This window comes from Frigoribacterium sp. PvP121, from assembly GCF_017833115.1.
Lineage (GTDB): Bacteria > Actinomycetota > Actinomycetes > Actinomycetales > Microbacteriaceae > Frigoribacterium > Frigoribacterium endophyticum.
In genome coordinates, this window is record NZ_JAFIBR010000001.1 from 2713153 (window position 1) to 2732051 (window position 18899).

The 18899-nt window shown below is 72.4% G+C and carries 17 protein-coding genes; all 17 read right to left on the minus strand.

Features of this window, described 5'->3' with window-relative positions; genetic code table 11:
• Positions 1-524 precede the first annotated feature (524 nt).
• The gene (gene tyrS / locus JOE43_RS12615) at positions 525-1838 is read right to left on the minus strand and encodes a tyrosine--tRNA ligase (protein WP_307803367.1); all 1314 of its coding nucleotides are present in this window, start codon (positions 1836-1838) and stop codon (positions 525-527) included.
• Between the two features lie 18 nt (positions 1839-1856).
• Positions 1857-2456, minus strand: a complete 600-nt coding sequence (locus JOE43_RS12620; protein WP_209518154.1) for a DNA-3-methyladenine glycosylase — start codon at positions 2454-2456, stop codon at positions 1857-1859.
• A 44-nt stretch (positions 2457-2500) separates the two neighbouring features.
• Positions 2501-2623 (minus strand): hypothetical protein, encoded by a 123-nt coding sequence (locus JOE43_RS15985; protein ID WP_255465466.1) that lies wholly within the window; start codon positions 2621-2623, stop codon positions 2501-2503.
• On the minus strand, positions 2620-4071 hold the full coding sequence (argH, locus tag JOE43_RS12625; RefSeq protein WP_209518156.1) for an argininosuccinate lyase: 1452 nt from the start codon (positions 4069-4071) through the stop codon (positions 2620-2622). Before argH ends, JOE43_RS15985 begins: the two co-directional genes overlap by 4 nt.
• On the minus strand, positions 4071-5270 hold the full coding sequence (locus JOE43_RS12630; protein ID WP_056056171.1) for an argininosuccinate synthase: 1200 nt from the start codon (positions 5268-5270) through the stop codon (positions 4071-4073). Before JOE43_RS12630 ends, argH begins: the two co-directional genes overlap by 1 nt.
• Before the next feature lie 110 nt (positions 5271-5380).
• Positions 5381-6301 (minus strand): ornithine carbamoyltransferase, encoded by a 921-nt coding sequence (gene argF, locus JOE43_RS12635; protein ID WP_209518158.1) that lies wholly within the window; start codon positions 6299-6301, stop codon positions 5381-5383.
• Positions 6298-7500: an acetylornithine transaminase gene (locus JOE43_RS12640; RefSeq protein WP_056056174.1), complete on the minus strand. Its 1203-nt coding sequence runs from the start codon at positions 7498-7500 to the stop codon at positions 6298-6300. The genes argF and JOE43_RS12640 overlap by 4 nt, the downstream gene beginning before the upstream one ends.
• Positions 7497-8507 carry an acetylglutamate kinase gene (gene argB, locus JOE43_RS12645; RefSeq protein WP_209518160.1) on the minus strand — a complete coding sequence of 337 codons (1011 nt, stop codon included), beginning with the start codon at positions 8505-8507 and terminating at the stop codon, positions 7497-7499. The genes JOE43_RS12640 and argB overlap by 4 nt, the downstream gene beginning before the upstream one ends.
• Entirely contained in the window at positions 8507-9664 is a 1158-nt protein-coding gene (gene argJ, locus JOE43_RS12650) for a bifunctional glutamate N-acetyltransferase/amino-acid acetyltransferase ArgJ (RefSeq protein ID WP_209518162.1), read from the minus strand. The genes argB and argJ overlap by 1 nt, the downstream gene beginning before the upstream one ends.
• Complete coding sequence (gene argC / locus JOE43_RS12655; RefSeq protein ID WP_209518164.1) at positions 9661-10710, minus strand: N-acetyl-gamma-glutamyl-phosphate reductase; 1050 nt, start codon at positions 10708-10710, stop codon at positions 9661-9663. Before argC ends, argJ begins: the two co-directional genes overlap by 4 nt.
• Before the next feature lie 58 nt (positions 10711-10768).
• Positions 10769-13276, minus strand: coding sequence for a phenylalanine--tRNA ligase subunit beta (gene pheT / locus JOE43_RS12660; RefSeq protein WP_209518166.1), 2508 nt, complete (start codon positions 13274-13276; stop codon positions 10769-10771).
• Positions 13276-14316 (minus strand): phenylalanine--tRNA ligase subunit alpha, encoded by a 1041-nt coding sequence (gene pheS / locus JOE43_RS12665; protein ID WP_056056184.1) that lies wholly within the window; start codon positions 14314-14316, stop codon positions 13276-13278. The genes pheT and pheS overlap by 1 nt, the downstream gene beginning before the upstream one ends.
• 103 nt (positions 14317-14419) lie before the next feature.
• Positions 14420-15352 (minus strand): amino acid ABC transporter permease, encoded by a 933-nt coding sequence (locus JOE43_RS12670; RefSeq protein ID WP_209518168.1) that lies wholly within the window; start codon positions 15350-15352, stop codon positions 14420-14422.
• The gene (locus tag JOE43_RS12675; RefSeq protein ID WP_209519233.1) at positions 15349-16017 is read right to left on the minus strand and encodes an amino acid ABC transporter permease; all 669 of its coding nucleotides are present in this window, start codon (positions 16015-16017) and stop codon (positions 15349-15351) included. Before JOE43_RS12675 ends, JOE43_RS12670 begins: the two co-directional genes overlap by 4 nt.
• A gap of 122 nt (positions 16018-16139) precedes the next feature.
• Positions 16140-17012, minus strand: coding sequence for a glutamate ABC transporter substrate-binding protein (locus JOE43_RS12680; RefSeq protein ID WP_167259531.1), 873 nt, complete (start codon positions 17010-17012; stop codon positions 16140-16142).
• A 137-nt stretch (positions 17013-17149) separates the two neighbouring features.
• Positions 17150-17887 (minus strand): amino acid ABC transporter ATP-binding protein, encoded by a 738-nt coding sequence (locus JOE43_RS12685; RefSeq protein WP_167259532.1) that lies wholly within the window; start codon positions 17885-17887, stop codon positions 17150-17152.
• Between the two features lie 81 nt (positions 17888-17968).
• A complete protein-coding gene (locus tag JOE43_RS12690; protein WP_307803368.1) occupies positions 17969-18793 on the minus strand; it encodes an RNA methyltransferase in 825 nt (274 codons plus the stop codon).
• Positions 18794-18899 lie beyond the last annotated feature (106 nt).

Here is an 18899-nt window from a genome sequence, read left to right on the forward strand (position 1 = left end):
ACGCACCCGGAACCCGACCTATATAAAGGCCCTCGTCCGAGGCAGCTGTGAAACCTTAGCACCGATCTTCACCATGTAAGACCACCGCTCTACGACCCCCGTAAGGAGCCGGTGTCGCTTTCGCAACGAGCCATGACGCTACACCATGTCGATCAGTGTTCGCAACCCACTTGGTCCGAGGCCGTGAAGGCAACTCGAGGACTTGGAGGCTGGTCAGCTTGAGGCCGGTGAAGCTTCGCTCCGCCGCACCGTTGTGGTGACAAGAAAGAACATTACAGGCACCACCCGCCCAACGTCCAAACCCCCACACATCCCGGGCGTGTCGCAACCATCACCCCCGGAAAATCAAGGGTCCAGGACGTGAACGTGCGGCAGACAGCCGCACACGGCCGTACGGGGGCAAGCCTGCCGACGGGTGCACCCCTGCCGGACAGCCCCCGGCCGGCATGGTCGTCGACTCCCCGGAACGACGAGACCCGCCCACCGGCGTCTGCCGGGGGCGGGTCTGCGAGAGGGTGCGACGCTCAGGCGCTGACGTGCACACCGGCGAGGGTCTTCTTGCCCCGGCGGAGCACGGCGACCCCACCGGGCAGGAGCGACTCCCCCACCAGAGCGTCGGCATCCGCGACCCGCGCGTTGTTGACGTAGACCCCGCCCTCGGTCGCTGCGCGACGAGCGGCGCCCAACGACGCGACGAGCCCGGTGTCGACGAGCGCCTGCGCGACCGTCGCGTCCGCGCCGACCTGTGCGGTGGGCAGCTCGGCGATCGCACTGGCGAGGGTCTGCTCGTCGAGGGCGTCGAGATCGCCCTGCCCGAAGAGCGCCGCGGCGGCGTCGATGGCGGCCTGGGTCGCGGCTTCGCCGTGGACCAGGCGGGTGACCTCCCAGGCCAAGGTGCGCTGCGCCTCCCGCCGGAACGGCTCCGTCGCGACGGCCTGCTCGAGACGCTCGATCTCGACTCGGTCGAGGAAGGTGAACACGCGCAGCCGCGACACGACATCGCCGTCGTCGGTGTTGAGCCAGAACTGGTACATCGCGTAGGGGCTCGTCAGCTCGGCGTCGAGCCACACGGCGTTGCCCTCGCTCTTGCCGAACTTGGTGCCGTCGGTGTTGGTGATGAGGGGCGTCCCGATGGCGTGCACCGCGACTCCCTCGGAGCGGCGGATCAGCTCCGTGCCGCTGGTGAGGTTGCCCCACTGGTCGCTGCCGCCGGTCTGCAGGACGCAGTCGTACGCGCGGTACAGCTCCCGGAAGTCGAGGCCCTGCAGGATCTGGTAGCTGAACTCCGTGTAGCTGATGCCGGCGTCGGAGTTGAGGCGCGCGCTGACGGCGTCCTTCTTGAGCATCGTCCCGACCCGGAAGTTCTTGCCGATGTCGCGGAGGAACTCGATCGCCGAGAGCGGCGCCGTCCAGTCGAGGTTGTTGACGACCCGCAGGCCGTTCTCCCCCTCCGGTGACAGGAACTTCTCGACGTGCACCCGGATGCGCTCGACCCACTCGGCCGTCTGCTCGGGCGTCTTCAACGTGCGCTCGGCCGTGGGGCGCGGGTCGCCGATCAGGCCCGTCGAGCCGCCGACGAGACCGAGGGGCCGGTGGCCGGCCAGCTGGAGGCGACGCATGAGCAGCAGCTGCACCAGGTTGCCGAGGTGCAGGCTCGGCGCGGTCGGGTCGAAGCCGCAGTAGTACGTGATCGGGGGCCCGGCGAGGAGGGCCTTGAGGGCCTCGGCGTCCGTCGAGACGTGGACGAGGCCGCGCCACTGCAGCTCCTCCCACACGTCGTCGAACGTCGGGTCGTTGCTCTGCCCGGCCAGGACGTCCGCGGTGGTTCCAGTGCTCACCCGAGAACGGTACCAGCGTCAGCGCGCGGGCCGGGCGCGCCGGACCGCGGGCCGCCAGGCCGACACCGTCGGGTCGCCCTCGAGGCTGAACCGCCACGGCCAGGCGTCCGTGCCCGCCGGGCCGGACACTCCCACCCGGGGCCCGACGACGACCGAGCCGACGGGCCCGGTCGGCAGCTCGAGCGAGAAGCGGCCCGTGCCCAGGCGGGACCCGTCGTCCGTCAGCTCGACGGCGAGGGCCGACCCGAGCCTCCCCGGGCCCTGGGCCAGCTCGACGTCCCGCCGCGCCGCCGTGCGTCGGCGCCGGGCGACCTCGAGGCCGTCGACGACCTCCCCGGCACGGAGCAGCAGCCCGGACCCGTACCCCTGCGGCCCGCACACGATGTTGACGCACCGGTGGATCCCGTACGACAGGTACACGTAGAGCGTGCCCGCCTCGGCGAACATGCTCGCGTTCCGCTCGGTCGGGCCGCGGTGGGCGTGCGACCCGGGGTCGTCGCCCTGCCCGTGGTAGGCCTCCACCTCGGTGAGGCGGACCGCCACCTCGCCGACCCGGAAGACAGAGCCGAGGAGTCGCGGTCCGACCTCGCGGGCCGGCCCGGAGAGCAGGCGGGTCACCTCGTCACCCGGCCCCGCGCCTCCCCCGGGGCCCTGCTGCCTGCTCAGAAGAAGCTCTGCCCGCTCGCCACGACGATGACGACGACGGCCACGAGGACGACGACGCAGACGGCCACGACCGTGGGGAGCACCCACGGCCGCGGCCCGGTCGGACGACCTCGGGTCACGCCGACACCGGGTCGAGCTCGCGCACCAGGCGCGCGACCTGCTCGGTGAGGGCCGCCGTCTGCTCCGCGACCCGCTCGGGAGCCGTGCCCCCGGCGCCGCGGCGGCTCGCGACGGAGCCCTCCACGGTCAGGACGGAGCGGATCTCCGGGGTGAGGTGCGGAGAGACCGCGGCGTACTGCTCGTCGGTCGGCTGGTCGAGGTCGAGCCCCGACTGCTCGCAGAACCGGACGAGCTCACCGCTGATCTCGTGGGCGTCGCGGAAGCTGACGCCCTGCCGCACGAGCCACTCCGCGACGTCCGTCGCGAGGGAGAAGCCCTGCGGGGCGAGCTCGGCCATGCGCTCGACGTCGAACTCGAGGGTGGCGATCATGCCCGTGAAGGCGGGCAGCAGGACCTCGAGCTGGGTGACGGAGTCGAAGACCGGCTCCTTGTCCTCCTGCAGGTCGCGGTTGTACGCGAGCGGCAGGCCCTTGAGCGTCGCCAGCAGACCCGTGAGGTTGCCGATCAGCCGACCCGACTTGCCGCGCGCCAGCTCGGCGACGTCGGGGTTCTTCTTCTGCGGCATGATCGACGACCCGGTGGAGAAGGCGTCGTGCAGCTTCACGAAGCCGAACTCCCGCGTCGACCAGAGGATGACCTCCTCGGCGAGCCGGGAGACGTCGATGCCGATCGAGGCCGCCACGAAGGCGAACTCGGCGACGACGTCGCGGCTCGCCGTGGCGTCGATCGAGTTCTCCGTCGTGCGGTCGAACCCGAGCTCGGTCGCCACGAGCAGCGGGTCGAGGCCCAGCGAGCTGCCCGCAAGGGCCCCCGCGCCGTAGGGGGACGCCGCTGCCCGCCGCGACCAGTCGCGGAGGCGCTCGAGGTCGCGCACCAGCGGCCAGGCGTGCGCCAGCAGGTGGTGGGCGAGGAGCACGGGCTGGGCGTGCTGCAGGTGGGTCCGACCGGGCATGACCGCCGTCGGGTGCGCCGCCGCCTGCGCGGCGATCGCGTCGACGAGCCCGACGACGAGACGAGCCACGGACGCGCCGTGGTCACGGAGGTACAGGCGCACCAGCGTGGCGATCTGGTCGTTCCGGCTGCGGCCGGCGCGCAGCTTGCCGCCGAGCTCGACGCCGGCGATGCCGATGAGGCCGCGCTCCAGGGCCGAGTGGACGTCCTCGTCGGTCTCCTGCGCCGCGAAGGCACCGGTCGCGACGTCGTCCTCGAGGCGGTCGAGGGCCGCGATCATGCCCGCCAGCTCGGCATCGTCGAGGTACCCGGCCGCCGCCAGGGCCCGGGCGTGCGCCCGGGACCCCGCGATGTCGTACGGCGCCAGCTGCCAGTCGAAATGCGTCGACCGGCTCAGGGCCGTCAGCTCGGGGGACGGACCGGAGGCGAACCGGCCTCCCCACAGTGCCCCCGCCTCCCCCGCCCTCTGGTTCGGGGCTGGCGTCGCGTCGGCCACTACTGCTGGGCCAGGTCGCGGCGCGCCGAGATCTTGCTCGGCAGCGACCAGATCTCGATGAAGCCCTTCGACAGCGACTGGTCGAACGTGTCGCCGGTGTCGTAGGTGGCGAGGTCGAAGTCGTACAGGCTCTGCTCGCTCTTCTGCCCGGTGACGACCGCGCGGCCGCCCTGCAGCTTGAGGCGGATCTCGCCCGAGACGTACTTCTGCGTGTCGTCGATGAAGACGTCGAGCGACCGCTTGAGGCCCGAGAACCAGAGGCCGTCGTAGACCAGGTTGGACCACTCGGCCTCGACGCCGCGCTTGTAGCGGCCCAGGTCGCGCTCGATCGTGAGGGCCTCGAGGGCCTCGTGGGCCTGGATGAGGGCGACGGCGCCGGGGGCCTCGTAGACCTCACGGCTCTTGATGCCGACGAGGCGGTCCTCGACGACGTCGATGCGGCCCACGCCGTGCGCCCCGGCCAGCTCGTTCATCTTCTGCACGATGCCGAGCGGGGTGTACGAGACGCCGTCGATCGCGACCGGCACGCCGGCCTGGAAGGTGATGACGACCTCGTCGGCGGGCTTGATGACCGAAGGGTCCTGCGTGTACTCGTACAGATCCTCGATCGGCGGGTTCCACGGGTCCTCGAGGAAGCCCGTCTCGACCGCACGGCCCCAGACGTTCTTGTCGATCGAGTAGGGGTTCGCCGCGCTCTGGCGGATCGGCAGGCTGTGCTGCTCGGCGTAGACGATCGCCTTGTCACGCGTGAGGGCGAGGTCGCGGACGGGCGCGATGCTCGTCAGGTCGGGAGCGAGGGCCGCGACGGCCGCCTCGAAGCGGACCTGGTCGTTGCCCTTGCCGGTGCAGCCGTGCGCGACGCTGTCGGCGCCGAGCTCCTTGGCGACACGGGCCAGGTGGCGCGCGATCAGGGGGCGGCTGAGGGCCGACACCAGGGGGTAGGTCTTCTGGTACATCGCGTTGGCCTTGAGGGCCGGCATCAGGTAGTCGGTGCCGAACTCCTCCTTGGCGTCGACGACGACCGACTCGACGGCGCCGCAGTCGAGGGCACGCTGACGGATGTCGTCCATGTCCTCCCCGCCCTGCCCGACGTCGACGGCGAGGGCGACGACCTCCTTGCCGGTCGCGTCGGCGAGCCAGCCGATGCCGACGGAGGTGTCAAGGCCTCCCGAGTATGCGAGGACGACGCGATCCGCCATGGTTCTCCTTGGGTGTGATGTGGGGTGAGAGTGTATCGGCGGCCGACCGGGCGGGGGGCCCGGTCGACCGGTGGGTCAGGTGACCCGGTGGTGCGGGAGGTGCTCCGGCGTCAGTGCGCGAGGAGCCAGGTGAGCAGGGCCTTCTGGGCGTGGACGCGGTTCTCCGCCTCGTCCCAGATGACGCTGGTGGGGCCGTCGATGACGTCGGCGTCGACCTCGTAGCCGCGGTCGGCGGGCAGGCAGTGCAGGAAGATCGCGTCGTCGGCGGCGTGCGCCATGAGCGCCTGGTCGACCTTGAAGCCGCCGAAGACGGCCACGCGCTCCTCCTTCTCGTCTTCCTTGCCCATGGAGACCCACGTGTCGGTGACCACCACGTCGGCCCCCGCGACGGCCTCGCGGGCGTCGGTCGTGACCTGCACCGCGCCTCCTGTGGTCGCGGCGATCGCCTCGGCGTCGGCGACGACGGCGGGCTCGGGCTGAAAGCCCTCGGGCGCGCCGACGCGCACCGTCATGCCCGCGGTGGCGCCGGCCAGCAGGTACGACTGGCCCATGTTGCTCCGCCCGTCGCCGACGAAGGCGACGGTGAGGCCGGCCAGGCGGCCCTTGGCCTCACGGATGGTCTGCAGGTCGGCGAGGAGCTGGCACGGGTGGAAGTCGTCGCTCAGGGCGTTGACGACAGGGACGGTCGTGCCCGCCGCCATCTCCTCCAGGCCGGCCTGGCCGTAGGTGCGCCAGACGATGGCCGAGACCATGCGCTCGAGCACGCGCGCGGTGTCGGAGGGTGTCTCCTTGCCGCCGAGCTGGCTGTTCGCGGTGGCGATGATCAGCGGGCTGCCCCCGAGGTCGGCGATGCCGACCGCGAACGAGACCCGCGTGCGCGTCGACGACTTGTCGAAGATGACCGCCACGGTCTGCGGCCCCTCGAGGGGCCGCTGCGACCAGCGGTCGCGCTTCAGGGCGTCGGCGAGGTCGAGGACCTCGAGCTGCTCGGCGGGGCTGAGGTCGTCGTCGCGGAGGAAGTGGCGGGTCATGAGAGACCTTTCAGGACGGTGCCGAAGATGGTGGTGAACTCGTCGATCTCGGCGTCGCCGACGATCAGCGGCGGCGCGAGACGGATGCTCGAGTCGTTCGGGGCGTTGACGATGAGCCCGGCCTCGAGGCACCGCGCCGCGATCTCGGCGGCGACGGGCTGGGTCAGGCCCAGGCCGATGAGCAGCCCGCGGCCGCGGATCTCGTCGACGAGCGGCGAGTCCATCGCCTCGATCGCCGCGCGCAGCTGGTCGCCGCGCACGAGGGCGTTGAGGACGAGCCCCGACCTCTCGATCTCGGCGAGGACGGCGTCGGCCGCGGCGGTCGCCAACGGGTTGCCGCCGAACGTGCTGCCGTGCTGGCCCGCCTCGAACAGGTCGGACGCGTCGCCGAAGGTGACGAGGGCGCCGATGGGCACTCCCCCGGCGATGCCCTTGGCGACCGTGACGGCGTCGGGCACGACGTCGAACTGCTGGAAGGTGAACCACGACCCCGTCCGGCCGACGCCCGTCTGGATCTCGTCGAGGATGAGCAGGGCGCCGTGCTCGGTCGCCAGCTCGCGGGCGAGCTCGAGGTAGCCGTGGGGCAGGTCGAGCACGCCGGCCTCGCCCTTGATCGGCTCGACGAAGATCGCGGCCACGTCATCGCCCATCGCGTCCTCCAGGGCCTCGATCGACGTGTCGATGTGCTCGACGCCGGGCGCCATGGGCAGGAAGGGCTCGCGCAGCGCGGGCTTCCCGGTGAGCGCCAGGGAGCCCATGGTGCGGCCGTGGAACGAGTTGGTGAGCGCGAGGATGCGGGTGCGGCGGCCCCCGTCGCTGTTCAGCCGCGCGAGCTTGAAGGCCGCCTCGTTCGCCTCGGCGCCGCTGTTGCCGAAGTACACGCGGCCCCGCTCACCGGCGCCGGTGATCCGCTTGAGGCGCTCGGCGAGGGCGAGCTGGGGCTCGGTGGCGAAGTAGTTCGACACGTGCACGAGCTTGGCCGCCTGGTCGGCGATCGCCGAGACCAGCGCGGGGTGCGCGTGGCCCAGGGCGTTGACGGCGATGCCGGCGAGGAAGTCGAGGTAGCGCTTGCCCTCGACGTCCCAGACCTGGCAGCCCTCCCCGCGCTCGAGCATCACCTTCGGGGTGGACAGGGAGCCCATGAGCGCGTCGCCGAAGCGGCGCTGCCAGGTACCGCCCGGGGTCTGGATGATGGTCATGACTGTCCTTCCTTCTCGGTGCCGGCGTCGACGGGCGCGGCGGCCTCGTCGACGAGGGGGTAGCTGGTGACGACGGGTGCGCCGTGGTCGGCGGCCCGGTCGTCGGGGACGACCTCGGTGCCCGACCCGCGCTGGGTGAAGACCTCGAGGAGGATCGAGTGCGGGATGCGGCCGTCGATGATGGTCGCTCCCCCGACGCCGCCGACGACCGAGTCGAGGCAGGCCGTCATCTTGGGGATCATGCCCGACTCGAGGGTCGGCAGCATGTCGCGGAGCGCCGACACGGTGATCGCCTCGACCAAGGAGTCCCGGTCGGGCCAGTCGCTGTAGAGGCCGGCCACGTCGGTGAGCACGACGAGCTTCGTCGCACGGAGGGCGATGGCGAGCGCGCCGGCGGCCGCGTCGGCGTTCACGTTGAGGGCCAGCGCGGGGTCGGCCTCGTTCGTGGCGATCGACGACACCACGGGGATGCGACCGGCGGCGATCTCGGCGAGCACGGACGACGGGTCGACCTCGGTGACGTCGCCCACGTGGCCGAGGTCGAACGTCTCGCCGTCGACGACCACGCCGCGTCGTCGGCCCTCGAAGAGCGTGGAGCCCTCACCGGAGACTCCGCGGGCCAGGTCGCCGTGCTCGTTGATCAGGTCGACGATCTCCCGGTTCACCTCGCCGGCGAGCACGTCGCGGACGACCGAGATCGCCTCGGTGCTCGTGTAGCGGTAGCCGCCGCGGAAGTCGCTGGGGATGCCGGCGGCCTGGAGGGCCGCAGAGATCTGGGGGCCGCCGCCGTGCACGACGACGGGGTGCAGGCCGGCGTAGCGGAGGTACACCATGTCTTCCGCGAAGGCGCGCTTGAGCGCGTCGTCGACCATGGCGTTGCCGCCGAACTTGACGACGACGACCTTCCCGCTGAATCGCTTGAGCCACGGGAGGGACTCGATGAGCGTGGCGGCCTTGACGGCGGCGAGCTCCTGTTCGTCGCCGAGGACGATCGCGGTGGACGCCATCAGCTGGAGTACGCGCTGTTCTCGTGCACGTAGTCGTGCGTGAGGTCGTTCGTCAGGATCGTCGCCTCGGCGTCGCCGACCTGGAGGTCGACGAGCACGTGGACCGCGCGCGGGGTCAGGTCGACGCCGTCGCTCGGCTGGTCGGGGGCCCCCGCGTGGCAGACCCGGACGCCGTTGATGCTGACGTCGACGGCGTAGGGGTCGAACTCGGCGCTCGTGGTGCCGATGGCGGCGAGCACGCGGCCCCAGTTGGGGTCGTTGCCGAAGACGGCGGCCTTGAACAGGGCGTTGCGGGCGATCGACCGGCCGACCTCGACCGCGTCGTCGTCGTCGAGGGCCCCGACCACCTCGATGCGGATGTCGTGCGAGGCCCCCTCGGCGTCGGCCTGGAGCTGCTCGGCCAGGTCGGCGCAGAGAGCGGTCACGGCGGCGGTGAACTCGTCGTCGTCGGGAGTCGCTCCCGACTCGCCGCTGGCGAGGAGGACGACCGTGTCGTTGGTCGACATGCAGCCGTCGGAGTCGAGCCGGTCGAAGGTCACGCGGGTGGCGGCGCGGAGCGCCGCGTCGAGGCGGTCGGCCTCGACGTCGGCGTCGGTCGTCAGCACGACGAGCATCGTGGCGAGGCCCGGCGCGAGCATGCCCGCTCCCTTGGCCATGCCGCCGACGACCCAGCCGTCGCCCCGGACGACGCCCTGCTTGGGCACCGTGTCGGTCGTCATGATCGCGGTCGCCGCGTCGAGCCCGCCGTCGGCGTGCAGCGCGGCGGCCGCGTCGCGGGACCCGGACAGGACCTTGTCACGGAAGACCTGGTCTCCGACGCCGATGAGGCCGGTGGAGCAGACGACGACGTCGGTCGCGGAGACCTCGAGGGCCTCGGCCACGGCCTCGGCGGTGGCGTGGGTCGTCTGGAAGCCGAACGACCCGGTGAAGCAGTTGGCGCCTCCCGAGTTCAGGACGACCGCCTCGGCCAGGCCGTCGGCCATTACCTGCTGCGACCAGAGGACGGGGTTCGCCTTGGCACGGTTGCTCGTGAACACGGCGGCGGCCGACTTGCGGCGGCCCTGGTTGACGACCAGCGCGACGTCGGGCGCCCCGGTGCTCTTGAGGTGCGCGACGACGCCGGACGCGACGAATCCCTGGGCTGCGGTGACGCTCACGGTGCCACTCCGTTCACGGTGAGGCCGGTCGTCTCGGGGATGCCGAGAGCGATGTTGGCGGACTGGACGGCAGCTCCGGCGGTGCCCTTGGCGAGGTTGTCGATGGCGCTGACCACGACGAGGCGGTCGGCGTCGACGTCGACGGCGAGCCCGATCAGGGCGGTGTTCGCCCCGACGGTGTCGGCCGTGCGCGGGAACTGCCCGGCGGGCAGCACGTGGACGAACGGCTCGGCCGCGTAGGCCTGCTCGTAGGCCGTGCGCACGTCGTGCTCGGAGACGCCGGGCGACAGCGTGGCCGTCGACGTCGCGAGGATGCCGCGCGACATCGGCACGAGCACCGGCGTGAACGAGATGCTGACGCGCTCGGCACCGGCGACCACGAGGTTCTGCTGGATCTCGGGCACGTGGCGGTGCGTGCCGCCGACCCCGTACGCCGAGGCCGAGCCCATCAGCTCGCTGGCGAGCAGGTGCGGCGCCAGCGCCTTGCCGGCGCCCGAGGGGCCGACGGCCAGCACCGACACCAGGTCGGTCGCGTCGACCAGGCCGGCCCGGATCGCGGGGGCCAGGGCCAGGGTCACGGCCGTGACGTTGCACCCGGGGGCGGCGATGCGGCGGGCGCCGACGAGACGGTCGCGCTGACGGCCGCCGGTCTCGGCGAGGAGGAGCTCGGGCAGCCCGTAGGCCCAGGCACCGTAGAACTCGGAGCCGTAGAAGCGCTCCCACGCCGCCTCGTCGGTGAGGCGGTGGTCGGCGCCGCAGTCGACGACGAGGACGTCGTCGGGCAGCTGCGCGGTGAGCGCGCCGGACTTGCCGTGCGGGAGGGCCGTGAAGACGACGTCGTGGCCCGCGAGGGCCTCGGGGGTCGTCTCGACGAGCGTGAGGTGCGCGAGGGAGCGCAGCTGCGGCTGGAGGGCGATGAGGGGCTGCCCGGCGTTCTGGTTCGCGGTGACGGTGGTCACCTCGAACTCGGGATGGGCGGCGAGGAGCCTCAGCAGCTCGCCCCCGGCGTAGCCGCTCGCTCCGGCGACGGCAACGGTGTGTGGCATGGATGAACCCTACTGTTCGAGTCGGTCGAGGATCGAGGGCGGCGACGCCGGGCGAGTGTCAGTCGCGGAGCGCCGCCCCCGATCGCTCGGACGCGAGCCGGACGGCGCCCTGCTTGGCCTCGGTGGCCTCGGCCGCCGTCAGGGTGCGGTCGTCGGCGCGGAAGCGCAGGGCGAAGGTCAGCGACTTGGTGCCCTCGGGGAGCCCGGCGCCGCGGTAGTCGTCGACGAGGCGCGCCGACTCCAGGAGCGAGCCCGCGCCCTCGCGGACGGCCGCGAGCAGGTCACCGGCGGAGACGTCGAGGTCGACGACGAGCGAGACGTCCTGCGTGGCCGCGGGGTAGGCCGAGATCGGGCGAGGGGCGACGTCGACGCCCAGGGCGAGCACGCGGTCGAGGTCGACCTCGCCGACCGCCACGACGCGCGGGAGGTCGAGCTCGGCGGCGACGGTGGGCAGGAGCTCGCCCGCCACGCCGACCCGCTCGTCGCCGACGAGGAGCTCGGCGGTGCGGCCGGGGTGGAGCGACGGGTGGCTGCCCTGCCGCACGGTCAACTCGACGCCCGCGGCGCGGACGGCGACCCGGAGCGCGTCGAGGACGTCGGCGAGGGAGGCCGCGACGGCGGGCTGGCCCGGCTGACGGTCGACGGCCGTGCCGAGCGCGAGGACGCCGAGGTGCCGGGGCTGGGGAGGCAGGCTCGCGGCCAGCTCGGCCAGGACGTCGTCGGTCGGACGTGCCGCACCGGCCGGCACCTCCGCCGTGCCGTAGCGGACCCCGGTCTCGGGCAGGAAGACGGTGCCGGTCTCGAAGAGCGCGAGGTCGACGAGGCCGCGCGACGCGTTGCGGCGCGCCACGTCGAGCAGGCCCGGCAGCAGCGAGCGGCGCAGCTGGGGCGCCGCGGTGTCGAGGGGGTTGGCGAGCGTCACGGCGGGCACGGCCTGCCCGTCGGCGGAGCCGAACGCGAAGTTCTGCGCCGGGGTGACGAACGGGTAGGCGGCGACCTCCACGAGCCCGGCCGCGGCCAGGGAGGACGAGACCTGACGGCGCAGCCGCTGCTCACGGGTGAGCCCGCGGCCGGGAGGCGCGACGGGCAGCACCGACGGGATGCGGTCGTAGCCCGTGATGCGCGCGACCTCCTCGACGAGCGACGCCGGGTCGACGAGGTCGGGACGCCACGTGGGCGGGGTCACGACGAGCACGTCGCCCTGGTCGACCACCGAGGCGCCGACGGCCGTCAGGGAGTCGACCACCTCGGCGCGGTCGTAGGCGACGCCCATCAGGCGGGCCGGCCGGTCGACGGCGAGCTCGACCGCGGCGGGCGCGACGGACTCGTCGAGGGCGGAGCCCAGCTCGTCGGCGGTGCCGCCCGCGAGCTCGACGAGGAGGTCGACGACGCGCTGGGCCGCCGGTGCGGAGACCGCCGGGTCGACCCCGCGCTCGAAGCGACGGGACGCCTCGCTGGGCAGCTTGTGGCGGCGGGCCGTGCGGGCGATCGACACCGGGTCGAAGGTCGCGGCCTCGACGAGGACGTCGGTCGTCGACGCGCCCATCTCGGTGCGCGCCCCGCCCATGACGCCGGCGAGGCCGACGGGCCCCGCCTCGTCGGCGATCACCAGGTCTTCGCGGTGCAGCGTGCGCACCTGGCCGTCGAGGGTCTCGAGCGTCTCGCCCGGGGCCGCGCGGCGGACGGTCAGGCCGCCGGTGACCGCGGAGAGGTCGTAGCCGTGGATCGGCTGGCCGAGCTCGAGCATGACGTAGTTCGTGACGTCGACCAGCAGCGAGATCGACCGGACGCCGGCCAGCCGCAGCCGGGACGACATCCAGGTCGGCGTCGGGCGCGCGGCGTCGACGCCGCGCACGACGCGGGTGACGAAGGTGGCGACCGCGGCGCGGTCGCGCACCGGCGCCTCGTCGACGACGGAGACGCGGAAGCCGCTCGCCTCGACGGGCGACACGGTCGTCGCGGGGTCGGTGAAGGTGGCGCCGGTGGCGTGCGAGTACTCGCGGGCCACGCCCCGGATGCTGAACGCGTAGCCGCGGTCGGGCGTCACGTTGATCTCGACCGCGGCGTCGTCGAGGCCGAGGAGGGGGATCGCGTCGGTGCCGACGACCGGGTCGAGCCCCAGCGAGCTGAGGAGGAGGATGCCGTCGTGCTCGTCGCCGAGCCCGAGCTCGCGGCTCGAGGCGATCATGCCGTCGGACACGTGGCCGTAGGTCTTGCGGGCGGCGATCGGGAACGGCCCGGGCAGGACGGCCCCGGGCAGCGACACGACGACCTTGTCGCCCACGACGAAGTTGTGGGCGCCGCAGACGATGCCGCGGACGTCGTCGTCGTCCGTCGCGTGGTCGGGTCCTACCGCGACCCGGCACCAGTTGATGGTCTTGCCGTTCTTCTGGGGCTCGGGCGTGACCTCGAGCACCTGGCCGACGACGAGGGGGCCGGTCACGTCGCCGACGTGGACGGCCTCCTCCTCGAAGCCGACGGAGACGAGCGCCGCGTGGACGCTCTCGAGCGTGACGTCGCTCGGCAGCTCGACGTGCTCACCGAGCCAGCTCAGCGGAACCCGCATCAGACCACCATCCCGAACTGCTCGCTGAACCTGACGTCGCCCTCGACCATGTCGCGCATGTCGTTGAGGTCGTTGCGGAACTGGAGGGTGCGCTCGATGCCCATGCCGAACGCGAAGCCCTGGTAGTCGTCCGGGTCGATGCCCGCGGCCCGCAGCACGTTCGGGTTGACCATGCCGCAGCCGCCCCACTCGACCCACCGTGCGCCGCCCTTGGCGTGCGGCTGCCAGACGTCCATCTCGGCGCTCGGCTCGGTGAAGGGGAAGTAGTTGGGGCGCAGGCGGATCTGCGCCTCGGCGCCGAACATCGAGCGCGCGAGGTGCTCGAGGGTGCCCCGCAGGTGCGCCATCGTGAGCCCGCGGTCGATCGCGATGCCCTCGATCTGCGTGAAGACCGGGGTGTGGGTCGCGTCGAGCTCGTCGGTGCGGAAGACCCGACCGGTCGCGACGTTGTAGACCGGCAGCTGCTTCGAGAGCAGCGTGCGGATCTGCACCGGCGAGGTGTGCGTGCGCAGCACGAGGTGCTCGTCGACCGGGTCGACGAAGAAGGTGTCTTGCATGGCCCGCGCCGGGTGGTCGGCGTCGAAGGCCAGGGCGTCGAAGTTGAACCACTCGTGCTCGAGCTCGGGGCCCTCGCTGACCTCCCAGCCCATGCCGACGAAGAGGTCGACCATCTGCTCCTGCAGCAGGGCGAGCGGGTGACGGGCGCCGGCCCGACGGCGGGTCGGCAGGGCCGTGACGTCGACGGACTCGTCGGCGAGGCGGCGGGCCTCCTCCTCCTCCGCGAGGCCGGCCTCGCGGGCGGCGACGGCCTGCGCCACGCGACCGCGGGCACCGCCGACGAGCTTGCCGGCGGCCGCCCTCTGGTCGGCGGGCAGGTCACGGAGACCGGCGTTCATGCGCGCCAGCACGGAGGCCTCGCCCACGTGCTGGGAGCGAGCGGTCTTCAGCTCGGCGACCGACGCGGCGGTGGCGACGGCGGCGAGGGCCGCGTCGACCGCGGACGCGACGGCGTCTTCGGAGATGGGGACGGTGTCTGACACGAGAACCAAGCTTAGCGATCGTCGGGGAGCCGGACCGCGCCTCCTCGTGCCGTGGGGGCGAGGAGGCGCGGGTCGACGGGCTGGGGAGGGGCCGGTGGCCGGGTCAGACGGAGGCGCCCGTGGTGGCGGCTGTCTCGACGCGACCGGGTCGGGCCAGGATCCCCGGCCCCCCGAGCCCGCCGCCCCGGCCGGCCCGACCGGCGCGGCGGAGCACGCCGTCGCGGCCCGTGCGGCGGTCGACGATGCGGACGACCCACGAGAACAGGAGGTTCGTGGCCAGGTAGACCACGAGCACCACCGCGAAGAGCGTGAACGTGTAGGTACTGCCGTAGTAGGTGCCGAGACGGGTGAGGCCCCCACGGGTCAGCTCGACGTACCCGACGATGTAGCCGAGCGAGGTGTCCTTCAGCAGCACGACGAGCTGGGCCAGGATGATCGGCAGCATCTGGCGGAACGCCTGCGGGAACTCGATCAGGAACCTCGTGGCGGTGGGCGTCAGGCCCAGGGCGAGCCCCGCCTCCTTCTGGCCCTTCGGCAGCGACGCGATGCCGGCCCGGAGGGCCTCGCCGATGAGGGCGCCGTTGTAGACGGCCAGTGCCGCCACCACGGCCCAGAAGGCGCCGGTCGAGAAGACCAGCAGGATGAACAGCATCATCAGCAGCACGGGCATGCCGCGGAAGAACTCGAGCACGACCGTCGTCGGCACGCGCACGACCGCCGACCGGGCGGTGCGGAGGAACGAGAACACCACGCCCACGATCACCGCGAGCACCGAGGCGACCGCCGCCGCCTGGATCGTGGCGAGCCAGCCGCGGCCGATCGCCCGCCAGAGGGCCAGGTCGGAGAGGATGTCCCACCGCGAGGGGTCGAGCACACCGGGCGTGACCGCCCCGTTCGCGCTGACGCGAGGGCGGCCGAGCAGGTACGCGAGCCACGCGACGAGTGCGAGCACGAGCACCACGCCGACGACGGAGATGATGCGCGAGGTGCGGCGGGCCTTCGGGCCGGGCGCGTCGTAGAGGACGGTGGTGCTCATCGGAGGACTGCGACCTTCTGCTCGACGACGGCGGCGACGCGGCCGAGCGTGACGGTGATGACGAGGTAGAACACGGCGACGGCCAACAGCACGGTGACGACGGCGTCACCGCGGTCGTTGGCGATGTAGCGGCCGGCGGCGAAGAGGTCGCTGACGAAGAAGGCCCCGGCGACGGAGGTGTTCTTCGTGAGGGCGATGAAGACGTTGATCAGCGGCGGCAGCACCATGCGGACCGCCTGCGGCAGGATGACGTGGCCGAGCGTCTGGCCGAACCCCAGGCCGATGCTGCGGGCCGCCTCCGCCTGGCCGACCGGGACGCCGTTGACGCCGGAGCGGATCGCCTCGGCCACGAACGGCGAGGTGTAGGCCGTGAGGCCGATGACGGCGAGCGGGAAGTACGTGCCGAAGTCGACGCCGAGGTACGGCAGCACGAACGCGCAGAAGAAGAGCACCAGCGTCAGCGGCGTGTTGCGGAGGGCCTCGGTGTAGGCCGTGGCGAAGACGCGGAACGACGAGACCGGCGAGATGCGCATGGCGGCGACGACGAAGCCGATCACCAGCGCCCCCACCCCGGAGAGCACGAGCAGCTGCAGCGTCGTGACGAAGCCGCCCCAGAAGCGGGGCCAGTTGTCGGTCACGGCGTCGAGGCCGGGGATGACGTCCAAGGGGTTCACGGGGGTGTCTCCAGGTCAGGGGCGACCGCGCGGGTCGAGCGGTCGTGCAGGGGCGCCGGGGAGGCGCGGGCGGGCACCGCGGGCGACGAGCGTCGCGGTGCCCGCCGGGGGCGTCAGTAGCGGTCGATCGACGGCGGGGTCGGCGTGGGCAGGACCTTGCCGGCCGTCTTCTCCCACAGCTCGTCCCAGGTGCCGTCGTCCTCGGCGTCCTGGAGCGTGTCGTTGACGAACTCGCGGAAGTCGGTGTCGTCGAGCGCGAGGCCGATGCCGTAGGGCTCCTCGGTGAAGGGCTCGTTGACGACCTCGAACTCGCCCTCGTTCTGGTCGGCGAGGCCGGCCAGGATGACGTTGTCGGTGGTCACGGCGGCGACCGCGCCCGAGCGCAGCGGCTCGAGGCAGTTCGAGTAGGTGTCGGTCGCGATGACGTCGGTCGCGGCCGCGACGTAGGGCGCGATGTTCTTCTCGCTGGTCGAGCCGCTCACGGTGCAGACCTTCTTGCCCATGAGGTCGTCGACCGAGCTGATGCCCTCGGGGTTGCCCTCGAGCACGAGGAGGTCCTGGCCGGCCTGGTAGTACGGCCCGGCGAACGAGACGACCTCCTTGCGGGCGTCGTTGATCGTGTACGTCGCGATGACGAGGTCGACCTGGCCGTTCTGGATGAACGGCTCGCGGTTCGCGGAGACCGTCTCGACCCAGTTGATCTTCTCGGGCTGGATGCCGAGCTTCGCGGCGATGAGCTTGCCCATCTCCGCGTCGAAGCCCTGGGGCACGCCGTCGGGGTCGGCGAGGCCGAAGAGGGGCTGGTCGAACTTCGTGCCGATGGTGATCTCGCCGGCGTCGGCCAGCTTCGCCATCGTGCTGCCCTCCGCGAAGTCGGCGGGCGTCTCGACGTCGACGGCCGGGGCCGACGAGTCGGTGCAGGCCGTCAGGCCGAGCACCATCGCGGCGGCTGCGGCAGCGGTGACGATTCCCTTGCTGAGTCGCATTCTGTTCTCCTTGCTGGGGGACCCGGTCGACGGTCGTCGCCCGGAAGTCTCGAGGGGGTGCTCCCCCGCGGTGCGGGGGGCGGGCCGGAGTCGCGGTGCCGGTCGGCCTCGTGGGCCCCGGCTCCGCGAGCGGGCCGTCAGTGCGTGAGGATCTTCGAGAGGAAGTCGCGGGCGCGCTCGGACTTCGGCGCGGTGAAGAACTCCTCGGGCGTCGCCTCCTCCACGATCTGGCCCTCGGCCATGAACACGACGCGGTCGGCGGCCTTGCGGGCGAAGCCCATCTCGTGGGTGACGACGATCATCGTCATGCCGTCGGCCGCGAGCTGCACCATGACGTCGAGCACCTCGGTGATCATCTCGGGGTCGAGGGCGCTCGTCGGCTCGTCGAGCAGCATCACCTTCGGGTCCATGGCGAGGGCGCGGGCGATGGCCACGCGCTGCTGCTGGCCGCCGGAGAGCTGTGACGGCATCTTCTCGGCCTGGTCGGCCACGCCGACCCGGTCGAGGAGCTCCATCGCGCGCTTCCGCGCCTCGGCCTTCGACCGACGGCGGACCTTGACCTGGCCGAGCATGACGTTCTCGACGACGGTCTTGTGCGCGAAGAGGTTGAAGCTCTGGAACACCATGCCCACGTCGGCCCGCAGCTTCGCCAGCGCGGCGCCCTCCTCGGGCAGCCGCGTGCCGTCGATGCTGATGACGCCGTCGTCGATCGTCTCGAGGCGGTTGATCGCCCGGCAGAGCGTCGACTTGCCCGAGCCGCTCGGCCCGATGACGACGACGACCTCGCCGCGGCCCACCGTCGTCGTGACGTCCTTCAGGACGTGAAGCTCTCCGAAGTGCTTGTTGACGTGGTCGACCACGACGAGGGGATCCATGGAGCCACACAAACAGACACCCGGAGGGGGGTCAAATTCACGGCGGATTCGTAACAGAACCGAAATGCGTCGTGCGACGGCTCAGCTGCGCTGGGCGAAGGCGCTCTCGTACAGGCAGACGGAGGCGGCGGTGCTGAGGTTCATGGACTCCGCCTGCCCGTAGATGGGCACCACCACGGCCCGGTCGGCGAGGGCGAGGTCGGCGTCGGTGAGGCCCCGGGCCTCGTTGCCGAAGAGCCAGGCCGTGGGCGCACCGAGCAGGCCCTCCTGCCGGGCCTCGAGCAGGTCGTCGCCCTTGACGTCGGCGGCGAGCACCTGGACGCCGGCCTCGGCGCAGCGCGAGACGACGCTCGCGAGGTCGCCGCCCAGCGCCACGGGCACGTGGAAGAGCGACCCGGTCGTCGCGCGGACGACCTTGGGGTTGTAGAGGTCGACGCTGCGGCCGGTCATGACGACGGCGTCGGCGCCCGCCGAGTCGGCGGCCCGGATGATCGTGCCGGCGTTGCCGGGGTCGCGCACCTCCTCGAGGATGGCGATCAGGCGGGGGCCGCCCTCCCCCGTGTCGGCGAAGACGTCCTTGACGCTGACCGGGAACTGCTTGCAGACCGCGACCACGCCCTGCGGCGTGACGGTGTCGGCCATGACGTCGAGGACGGCCTCCGTGACGAACTCGGCCTCGAGGCCCGCCGCCTCCGCGGCCTCGCCCAGGGCGGGGTGGCGCTCGAGGGCGGTGGGAGTGACGAAGAGCTCGACGAGCAGCTCGGGTCGCCACGCCAGGGCCTCGGAGACCGCCTGGGGACCCTCCAGCAGGAAGAGGCCGGTGTCGGTGCGGGCGTCGCGCTTCGCGAGCTTGGCCACCGCTCGGACTCGGGGCGAACGGGGGTTGTCGAGGAGGGGGCTGCGCACGCCACCACTGTGCCACACGGCCCGGCCGGTGACGGCGGCGGCGCCGTCGCGCCGTGGACGCGGGAGAGGCCCCGACAGCGGTGCTGTCGGGGCCTCTCGGGCGGTG

Excerpts from the sequence above, each read along its gene's own strand:
- pheT (WP_209518166.1), bottom strand. The coding sequence starts at position 13,276 with ATGCGGGTTCCGCTGAGCTGGCTCGGTGAGCACGTCGAGCTGCCGAGC.
- JOE43_RS12640 (WP_056056174.1), bottom strand. The coding sequence starts at position 7,500 with ATGACCATCATCCAGACCCCGGGCGGTACCTGGCAGCGCCGCTTCGGC.
- argC (WP_209518164.1), bottom strand. The coding sequence starts at position 10,710 with ATGCCACACACCGTTGCCGTCGCCGGAGCGAGCGGCTACGCCGGGGGC.
- argB (WP_209518160.1), bottom strand. The coding sequence starts at position 8,507 with ATGGCGTCCACCGCGATCGTCCTCGGCGACGAACAGGAGCTCGCCGCC.
- JOE43_RS12685 (WP_167259532.1), bottom strand. The coding sequence starts at position 17,887 with ATGGATCCCCTCGTCGTGGTCGACCACGTCAACAAGCACTTCGGAGAG.
- JOE43_RS12630 (WP_056056171.1), bottom strand. The coding sequence starts at position 5,270 with ATGGCGGATCGCGTCGTCCTCGCATACTCGGGAGGCCTTGACACCTCC.
- JOE43_RS12670 (WP_209518168.1), bottom strand. The coding sequence starts at position 15,352 with ATGAGCACCACCGTCCTCTACGACGCGCCCGGCCCGAAGGCCCGCCGC.
- JOE43_RS12680 (WP_167259531.1), bottom strand. The coding sequence starts at position 17,012 with ATGCGACTCAGCAAGGGAATCGTCACCGCTGCCGCAGCCGCCGCGATG.
- argF (WP_209518158.1), bottom strand. The coding sequence starts at position 6,301 with ATGACCCGCCACTTCCTCCGCGACGACGACCTCAGCCCCGCCGAGCAG.